At 60.3% G+C, this 536-nt stretch carries 1 pseudogene; it reads left to right on the forward strand.

Features of this window, described 5'->3' with window-relative positions:
- Positions 1 to 144: 144 nt before the first annotated feature.
- Positions 145 to 536, forward strand: a pseudogene (locus F8N96_RS34880) (SAM-dependent methyltransferase); the annotation flags it as partial.

Raw genomic sequence — 536 nt, forward strand, 5'->3', positions numbered from 1 at the left:
GTCATTGTGCAACTTGCCCGATGAGCAACAGCTCAATGCACTGATCCCGTGGCTGTCGGCACGCCGTCATTGCACGCCTGCCGGGCTGTATGCCACTCGCCGCTTTATCCAACTGCGTGCGCGCCTGCGCTAAGGAATGTGCCTATGTCTGCGCAACAACTGGCTGATCGTGCCTTGTTGAATCTGGGCCGGGGGTTGAAGGAGGGTGGTTATCGCTTTATCACGCCAACGCCCTTGACCCATGAGCGTGTCTATCGGCGGCTGGCGACGCCCCTGGCAATGACGCTGCGCGATGTGTTCGGTTGTTCGATGCCGTTCGATCAAGGCCTGCTGCCCGAGGCCCTGCGTGAAGAATTGCAGCAAGCGGATGTGATCGAAAAGCACGGCGCGCTATGGCGCAGCGCAGTGCGATGGTCGAGCCTCGACGAGCTGCTGTTCGCCCATTCGCCTTATCCCACCGACCAGGCGGACGCGGTGTTTTTCGGCCCCGACAGCTATCGCTTTGCCCAGGTAATCGAAGCTTACCTGCAACAACG

This window comes from Pseudomonas fluorescens (assembly GCF_902497855.1).
Taxonomy (GTDB): Bacteria; Pseudomonadota; Gammaproteobacteria; order Pseudomonadales; family Pseudomonadaceae; genus Aquipseudomonas; species Aquipseudomonas fluorescens_BI.